Here is an 8,704-nt window from a genome sequence, read left to right as displayed (position 1 = left end):
TATGGACATTTTTCAGTGTCAACTGTCCAATTGGATTACTTCTTTACCTCGTTATATCAAGGACTGTCTTCATATTTCTGTGTGCGAAAGTTGAGAATATAACAAAACTGTTCTTTATATCATTTCGATCTTTATCAGTTGTCATGTCAATAATGAATATTACCGCTAAGAGTGTGGTTCCTGATACTACTATACCTAAAGCAACCATTAAATTTTTATAGCTGGTATTCTTTTATCTCCCACTACGTTCAGATAAAACGCAACTCGCATAACCCAAACTTCCTTTCGGCAACCACTTTATATCCCACTACGTTCAGAGAATTATGTAGGATCCCGAAGTAGACCTCACTCGCTGTGTAGATAGACGAGAGGGGATTTCAATCCACGCATCCATAAAGGATGCGACAACCGTTGTCATTTCATCAATTTGGTGCTGGTATTATTTCAATCCACGCATCCATAAAGGATGCGACTCGAATTGTTTCACTCAACGCCACTTGCCCTTGCTATTTCAATCCACGCATCCATAAAGGATGCGACGACCATCTGCGTCTTTCAATGTGTCAAGGTAGTTATTTCAATCCACGCATCCATGTAGGATGCGACTCCAGATATTTCAAGACTTATTCCCAATTATAGTATTTCAATCCACGCATCCATGTAGGATGCGACGGAGGGATGCTCACGAAATATACAGTTTTTTCTAATTTCAATCCACGCATCCATGTAGGATGCGACAAGATGTGTACAACGCTTATGTGGCGTTTTGCTTTATTTCAATCCACGCATCCATGTAGGATGCGACACGATGCGTAGGGGCAAGGAAAGAGCCGTCAAAAATTTCAATCCACGCATCCATGTAGGATGCGACCAAACGGTTAAAATCATTGAAACCAATTAGGAGGTATTTCAATCCACGCATCCATGTAGGATGCGACACCGAACAAACTTACACAGACGAAGAATATGACGATTTCAATCCACGCATCCATGTAGGATGCGACACCAAGCTGGTTATCATTCTGCAATGTGATTAGTATTTCAATCCACGCATCCATGTAGGATGCGACAATGTTCTCCCTCGCTTTCTGTTCCTCTTGTTCCATATTTCAATCCACGCATCCATGTAGGATGCGACGCTCTTTAACTGTGATGTGGATGATCTCTTATATTTAATTTCAATCCACGCATCCATGTAGGATGCGACTCACCGAAATTATCAAACTCAACCGAATCAAACATTTCAATCCACGCATCCATGTAGGATGCGACGTCTACTACACATACAAAAGTAAAATATCAGTCATATTTCAATCCACGCATCCATGTAGGATGCGACTCTATGCCAAATGATTGGACATTCTATAACAATATTTCAATCCACGCATCCATGTAGGATGCGACGTGACCAATAGAGCCATAATGAACCGATTAGATATTTCAATCCACGCATCCATGTAGGATGCGACCTAATCGCGAAAAAGTGATTAGGAGGGAGGTGAATTTCAATCCACGCATCCATGTAGGATGCGACCACGGGGTTATACCTTCATGGGAACAAATTACAATTTCAATCCACGCATCCATGTAGGATGCGACAAGATCGCACTTGTTATGTAGGAGTGGACTTATCATTTCAATCCACGCATCCATGTAGGATGCGACTAAGACTATTCGATACCCGACAGGATTCCGTGTATTTCAATCCACGCATCCATGTAGGATGCGACATCCCAAACCCCTTTATAATTAGGCACTTGTTTTCATTTCAATCCACGCATCCATGTAGGATGCGACTATTCGGGCGACTTTTTATTTTTAGTCGAAGGTACATTTCAATCCACGCATCCATGTAGGATGCGACTTGTATCCCAATTGTTAATAATCAATCTGATAAATTTCAATCCACGCATCCATGTAGGATGCGACAAAATGGCCGATGATTTAGACCGAATCGAGGAAGATTTCAATCCACGCATCCATGTAGGATGCGACAGATGAATCACCAGCTTTAAACGCTGATGATGAGATTTCAATCCACGCATCCATGTAGGATGCGACTAACAAACGTACTTTTGAAATCGAATCTATTTTATTTCAATCCACGCATCCATGTAGGATGCGACCAAGATTTTGAATTTGCTGAACAGTTGAGAGAAATTTCAATCCACGCATCCATGTAGGATGCGACGCATTAAAGGCATTAAACCGAAAGCCTAGTTTTATTTCAATCCACGCATCCATGTAGGATGCGACTCTCGAAGATTATTACAATGGAGTGCCGATTGAAATTTCAATCCACGCATCCATGTAGGATGCGACCATCGCTTAGGCGGTGTCTTTTTCTTGGAGGATTTCAATCCACGCATCCATGTAGGATGCGACCAAACAATGTTTTAAGAAATGTTGCTGATAATGATTTCAATCCACGCATCCATGTAGGATGCGACGATACTCTGAAGTTTGATGCTACAAACGCAGATGATTTCAATCCACGCATCCATGTAGGATGCGACTCAAACAATGTTTTAAGAAATGTTGCTGATAATGATTTCAATCCACGCATCCATGTAGGATGCGACGTAAGAAGTTGATACCTTCTTCGTATGAACAAAATTTCAATCCACGCATCCATGTAGGATGCGACGAGTGCGATAGAGAGTTTAAAAGCTTTGCAGAGTATTTCAATCCACGCATCCATGTAGGATGCGACGGCCATACTCGAAAACGCCTATCAAATCGGGTATATTTCAATCCACGCATCCATGTAGGATGCGACGCTAGATTGGATCGCTGGCATTGCTGCAGCAAAATTTCAATCCACGCATCCATGTAGGATGCGACTTAAAAGTCCTTCAAAAATGTTATGACATGATCATTTCAATCCACGCATCCATGTAGGATGCGACAGCGATTTTCGGTTAAAAGAACTTCATCTTGGTCGAAAATACGCTACTTTCTTTAATTCACTAAAGTGAACAATACAAAAAATCCCAAAATTGGAATATAAAATATAGGATTTTAGGTGCGAACCTATTAGGAAATTAATGTTCGCTATACATTCGCACTAAAAAATTAATGGATCTTCAATATTAATCGATTCTTTCACTCCTATATGTTCTACCTTAGTCTTATAATTATTGCCTAATTGATAGAATCTGAGACTATCTTGATTTTTATCAATAATACTCTCAAGTTCGAATTTTAATGCTGTAAATTGAGCAGAATCTACAATGCATTCAAAGACTGAATTTTGTACTCGTTGTCCATAATTTTGGCACACTTTTGAAACTTTCCTAAGCCTTTTTTGTCCTGCAATACTCACAGTGCTTACATCATAAGTTATTAAAACTAACAAAATTTTGCACCTACTTCCATAAAAATGGTGGATACTCATCTAAATCATCACGTAAATAACGAGCCAATAGTAACGCTTGTGCATGTGGTACTAATCCCCATGTTATTTTTTCTCCTAAATATGGGTGAGTTATCTTTTCTTGTTTTCTATTTTGCCAGGCAGATAAAAATTTCTTCCTAGCTTCATCTGTCATAATTACAGCTCCATTTTCTTTTTTTATAAAATCTTCTTTGTTTACGACTTTTTTATTAATCAATGACAAGACAAACTTATCTGCATAGACGCCCCGTAACTCTTCCATTACATCTAAAGCTAAAGATACTCTTCCTGGACGATCTCGATGCAAAAAACCTACATAAGCATCGAGACCAACACTCTCCAGTGCGGCTGCCATATCATTCGCTAATAGCGTATAGGCAAATGAAAGCATTGCATTCACATTATCTAATGGCGGCCTTCTCGAACGGGAGTGGAAATAAAAATCCTCTTTTTGCTGTAAGATCATTTGATTAAACAATTTATTGTAACTTGTTGCAGCCTGTCCTTCCAAACCTCTTAATCTTTCTAAATCTTCACACTCTCTCACATCAAGTATGATTGATGATAAATGTTGAGAGATTTTTTTAAAGTAATCTACATCTACTCGTAATGGATGATCCCTAGTCATTCTTTCTATTATCCATTTATTATTAAAAATCTTGCCAATAATAAAGTTACGGGCGATCTTTGCTGACTTAACTTCGTCTTCGGATACACGATATTGTTTCTTTCTAAGGATGACGTTACCTTTGCTTTTTCCGATCACTCTTGCTAGAAATCGACCGTTATTAGTTAAAAAGACTAATGAAATATTTCTTTCTGCACAATACCCCATTAAAGCAGGGCTTGCACCAGTATATCCAAAGGATACAATTGATTCTAAATTATGAAGTGGCAATCTGCCTAACTTCTCCTGTTCTCTTAGAAGCACAATATTATCTCCGTCCAATGATAAATAAACATCTGGTTGAGTAATAAATAACGTGTTAAGCAGTTTTTTCATTCTTTAATCTTTCCTTCAATATAACTTTTTACAGTCCGCTTATTCATTAAATTTGGTACACAAATATTATAGAGTGAACAGTTTTTACAAAAAGATCCAGTTTTTACTTTAGGTGTATATTTGCGTCTATAATAATCATGCATTTCTGAAACAATCGACCTTACTTTATTTTTATCCTCTAAAGTGATCGGAACTTCGACTCTTCGTTTTATTTCATTGTAAAACATATAACCAACATTTATACTACAAAGTAACATTTCCTCTAAACACATAGCCTGTGCTGTTAATTGCAAAACATCTGAATCATTTATTTTCGGCTTTCCACGTTTATATTCTATAGGATAGGCAACATATTTTCCTTCAGCACCCACTATTTCTACACCATTATTATCTTTAACAAATTCAACAACATCACAAACACCGGTAATTTTCAGTTCATTTGACTTTACAGGCATTGCTCGAACAATCAGTTTATTGCCACGCTTCTCTCGAATAAATGGCTTGTCAGCTTTTCGGTGAAGATATTGTCCTTCAATCGTTCTTACATTTTCTTCCCATTGCTGTTCAATATGAATGAGAGCCCATTGGCGTCTACAAAATTGAAAATGCTGAATACCGGACAACATTAAATAAATTTCTTCCTCATTATTTACCATCGATGACCACAGCTTTTAAACCATCTAGCTCATTTAAAGTGATCGTATAATCATCAATCGATTTTGGTTCTTCCACATTTTTTTCAATTTTTAATAAACGATGAACTTTAGCGGAAGAATATTGTCCCAGTTTTGAATTGTGCTCCCACCAATAAACTTTGTGCACTTCCATGCTTCCTTCAGGTCTCGCAGCAGATGAGTCATTCTCAAACAATGTAACAAGAGCTTGTTGGATTTTTAGAGCATCTTCATTTGTAAATCCTGTTTTTTCTGCCAATTGCGTATTCATACTGCCGTAAAAAACATACACACCAAAATCAACACGATGCTTCATTCCCATAGTGTCAGAGCTGCGTTTTTCATTTGTTACAGAATTTACACTTTTTGTAATCTGCATGCTGACAATATCAACAGGGTCGACGCTTGTTGCCGTATGGATTGAAACAGGACCACGAACACCGACAGATAAATCGGATCCTTTAAAGGCAAAAACTTGACCAAAGGCCCGGACATCTATCCATAACTGGCAAGCTATCTTGGCAAACTCTTCACTTGAGCCGTTTTTAGAACTCATAATTTTCTTTAATTCCGGGTGTGCTTCTGCACGCTCTTTTAAACTTTTAAAATCATCGACTTTTCGATCATTCGATTGAACAAAAATGGACTCTCCCATATCTTGCAGTCGATTTCTGATTTTCCGTTTAATGGCCACATCCGAAATCTCTCCATGTCCGTCATAATTTTGTCTCGGACGGTTTCCATTCAATGGATCTCCATTCGGATTGGCTTTTTTAACCGATAATACAACAGCAAAATCAATTTTATGATCTAAGATTGACATATTACATTCCTCCTACTTCATTAGATGGTTCAGTATTTTTTTCTGATTTTTGATATAATGCATGTCGTTGGCTATAAAAACCTAATAGGTATTTACCAGATAACTGTTTGTTATTAAAATCTTCAAATTTAATTCTAGAAGCCACTTCATCAATTAGTTTGGATAAATATAATCCTTTTGTCCCAAGCCTCATTTGATAAGGTTGAATACTTTCCTGAATAGTCTTCCATGTTCTTGCGGGGTGTTTGGAAAAAGCGTTCATATATCTGATGGCGTTAGTAGCTCGCGTTTCATCGGAATCTAAAGCGCGTCTTTCCAACACATCCGCAATTGCTAATAAACGGCCAAATAAATAATCGCGGTCGTTATTTTCTGTATCTAATGCCACATTAAATCCCTCCTGTTTATTAATTAAAGCACAGGCAATACTTAGCGTTTTTTCCCATTCCCAGTTTTCCATTGCCACTGGATTTGAAGCACGATAAAAAGCGCTTCTTATAATGTCCAGAGGAATTTTTTGATCTTTCGTATCGATAATGCACGACAAGATGCGCTCCATCAATCCTTTCACTACTTTATCGTTTGCATTCGGCCCATAAGCAGCAAACGCAATATCTTTAGTCGCGGGAGCTCCATAAAATTGAACCGTTTTCTTTTCTTCATCTTTTCGATAACGGTGAAGCCACGCGCAAGTTGAATGCCATTCAACCAGTCGTTGTAAATACAGTTCCCTATCCATATTTCGATAATAAAGCACCGCAAGACGCCCCGGGGTCGCAGAATCAAGGATTAAAATATTTACCTCGGACTTTGCTGTCAGATTCGCTTTATAACCCTCCAAGGCTTTGACTACTTCATTGGCAAATTCCTGATTCGTAAACGATTTTCTTTCTTTTTTTTCTAATGGCATGGGATGGATAGCAAAAGTATCTTCTGTCGGATCTGGAAGAGTAATTTCATCATTTCCCCATACAAGAAACACGCGTTGGTCAAAGATTTTTCCCTGCCTGTTAATCAGCCATTTCAATGCATTATGCGCCTTTTGGGAAACATCATAACTAATGCTGGCCACTTCATTACTTTCATGGAAACGTCCCCTAAACGTAAAACCACTCGTATCATTGGCAGAAATTAGTTTAGCTTTATCGCCAGCATTTCTAATTTTGTTTGCGTGTTTATCAGTGACCGGCAACTTTTTCCCTGTTACATAACAAAAATCTTCGTCGTTGTTCTTTAAGAGGTCTTTGTAGTAAGAAATAAATGAATCATACATTTCAGGATCGTTCCAAACCTTTGTCAATATAGTACGAGGTGAATAAACATTAAAGCGAACAAAAGCACTCTCCACTCCAGCGCTAATGACTGAAAAGATAGGCGGTTTGCTCCCATACAAAGATTCGTATTTTTTATCCCATTTATGGATTAAATGCCCATTAGGATCTAAGTACAAAACGTTTGCATCCACTAAATCTTTAATTAGCCGCTTTTGGCTTAAATAGTTATAAATACTTTTTACTTTTTTTGTTGCATAGGGCGATTCTGCCCAATCTTTCAATTGTTGAATATAATAGCTAAAAAGTTCTTCTTTTTTTATTTTTCCACCATATGTAACAAAATCGCCTGCTACATAACTTAATTTATCGTGAAGCGGATAAGGAGCTATTTTCGTACTAGTCCGGTTCGCGGCATCTTCTGTGCAAGGGATGACAGTCACCTCTTTAATGACTGTTGCCGAATGGAATTGCCCGTCTTCTGTGATATTCACTTCAATATGCGCGGTTTGAGTCGTATGAGAAATCGGCAACAACGTATACTCTTGTTCATTATGCTTTTTTTCCATTACACCTACACGATCTAAATTGGATTCATATGTCTCATATAAATTTAATAACCAGCTCATTAGTTCACCTCCCCTTCCAATTGTTTGAGCATTTCATCCGCCGATTCCACATTTGTTTGATCGAAAAACTTCGGATTCATTTCTTTGATTTTTCTGATTTGTGTGCATTGATCCGGCCTAATAAATTGGATAATTCCATTCTTCATCACAGGATTCCATAAACGGACTTCCATTTCGTTTCTACCGGTTTCATCTGGGTAATTAATCCCATGAACCATGGTACCTAGATGAATATCGCCATAATCATCATAAAAACCTTTACCTTCACCAAATACACACGGTTCAACATACCCTTGACATTCTCTAGTGCCTAAAAAGATATCTCTTCGTCCTCCAGCTTTCAGTGAACGTTTTAGTATGTTGTGATGCTTATGTTCGTTGCGATCAAAAGCAAGATCAGGACGGTGCGGATTAAAAACAAAATGTGCACGCACTTGATATCTCACGTCTTTTAAATACGTATAATGAGCCAGTGTATTTCCCCCACCATATTCAATTGGCCGAATGCCTTTGGATTCCATTCGAATCGCATTCATCACTCGAACCTCATCAATGATAAAAAGTATGGTGGGCTTCCAATAAATCGACTCGACAATTCCTTTCAACGCCTGATAGGTAGGCACTTGATAGGACAGCTTTTCGCCTCCTAGTTTAGTCAAAGGATCCGTGAATAAGGCGTAATCACCATAAACTTCAAATTCAATAGCGTTTCTCAATACAGACACCTCCTTTTTGTTTTTAATAATTCAATAATAAATTTTTTTCAGAAAATATTCAATATTAAAATTATATATTATATGAAATATAAAATTCGAATCGAGGTTATGGTATAATGAATTGTCGCTTTTAAAAGCGTGGATTGAAAAATATAATATATTATTTGAAAGAGGGTGCACCAAAAGTTATT

6 protein-coding genes and 1 CRISPR repeat array are annotated in these 8,704 nt (G+C 37.7%); all 6 genes read right to left on the bottom strand.

Going from position 1 to position 8,704, the window contains the following annotated elements:
* Positions 1-374: 374 nt before the first annotated feature.
* A CRISPR array of direct repeats spans positions 375-2,909; the repeat unit is 32 nt; unit sequence ATTTCAATCCACGCATCCATGTAGGATGCGAC.
* 158 nt (positions 2,910-3,067) lie between these two features.
* Genes cas2 through cas5c form a run of 6 tightly spaced genes read right to left on the bottom strand, consistent with a single transcriptional unit; the run spans position 3,068 to position 8,513 of the window.
* A complete protein-coding gene (cas2, locus tag J2S06_RS14480) occupies positions 3,068-3,358 on the bottom strand; it encodes a CRISPR-associated endonuclease Cas2 (protein WP_419152757.1) in 291 nt (96 codons plus the stop codon).
* A 10-nt stretch (positions 3,359-3,368) separates the two neighbouring features.
* The gene (cas1c, locus tag J2S06_RS14475) at positions 3,369-4,400 is read right to left on the bottom strand and encodes a type I-C CRISPR-associated endonuclease Cas1c (RefSeq protein WP_419152756.1); all 1,032 of its coding nucleotides are present in this window, start codon (positions 4,398-4,400) and stop codon (positions 3,369-3,371) included.
* Positions 4,397-5,056 (bottom strand): CRISPR-associated protein Cas4, encoded by a 660-nt coding sequence (gene cas4, locus J2S06_RS14470; RefSeq protein WP_419152755.1) that lies wholly within the window; start codon positions 5,054-5,056, stop codon positions 4,397-4,399. The genes cas1c and cas4 overlap by 4 nt, the downstream gene beginning before the upstream one ends.
* Entirely contained in the window at positions 5,046-5,897 is an 852-nt protein-coding gene (gene cas7c / locus J2S06_RS14465) for a type I-C CRISPR-associated protein Cas7/Csd2 (RefSeq protein ID WP_419152754.1), read from the bottom strand. The genes cas4 and cas7c overlap by 11 nt, the downstream gene beginning before the upstream one ends.
* 1 nt (position 5,898) lies before the next feature.
* On the bottom strand, positions 5,899-7,797 hold the full coding sequence (cas8c, locus tag J2S06_RS14460) for a type I-C CRISPR-associated protein Cas8c/Csd1 (protein ID WP_419152753.1): 1,899 nt from the start codon (positions 7,795-7,797) through the stop codon (positions 5,899-5,901).
* Positions 7,797-8,513, bottom strand: a complete 717-nt coding sequence (cas5c, locus tag J2S06_RS14455) for a type I-C CRISPR-associated protein Cas5c (RefSeq protein WP_419152752.1) — start codon at positions 8,511-8,513, stop codon at positions 7,797-7,799. The genes cas8c and cas5c overlap by 1 nt, the downstream gene beginning before the upstream one ends.
* Between the last annotated feature and the right edge of the window lie 191 nt (positions 8,514-8,704).

The organism is Bacillus alveayuensis, assembly GCA_030812955.1.
Lineage (GTDB): Bacteria > Bacillota > Bacilli > Bacillales > Aeribacillaceae > Bacillus_CB > Bacillus_CB alveayuensis.
Note: the sequence above shows the minus strand (reverse complement) of the source record. Positions and strands in the feature narration are given on the sequence as shown.

Excerpts from the sequence above, each read along its gene's own strand:
- cas8c (WP_419152753.1), bottom strand. The coding sequence starts at position 7,797 with ATGAGCTGGTTATTAAATTTATATGAGACATATGAATCCAATTTAGAT.
- cas1c (WP_419152756.1), bottom strand. The coding sequence starts at position 4,400 with ATGAAAAAACTGCTTAACACGTTATTTATTACTCAACCAGATGTTTAT.
- cas7c (WP_419152754.1), bottom strand. The coding sequence starts at position 5,897 with ATGTCAATCTTAGATCATAAAATTGATTTTGCTGTTGTATTATCGGTT.
- cas4 (WP_419152755.1), bottom strand. The coding sequence starts at position 5,056 with ATGGTAAATAATGAGGAAGAAATTTATTTAATGTTGTCCGGTATTCAG.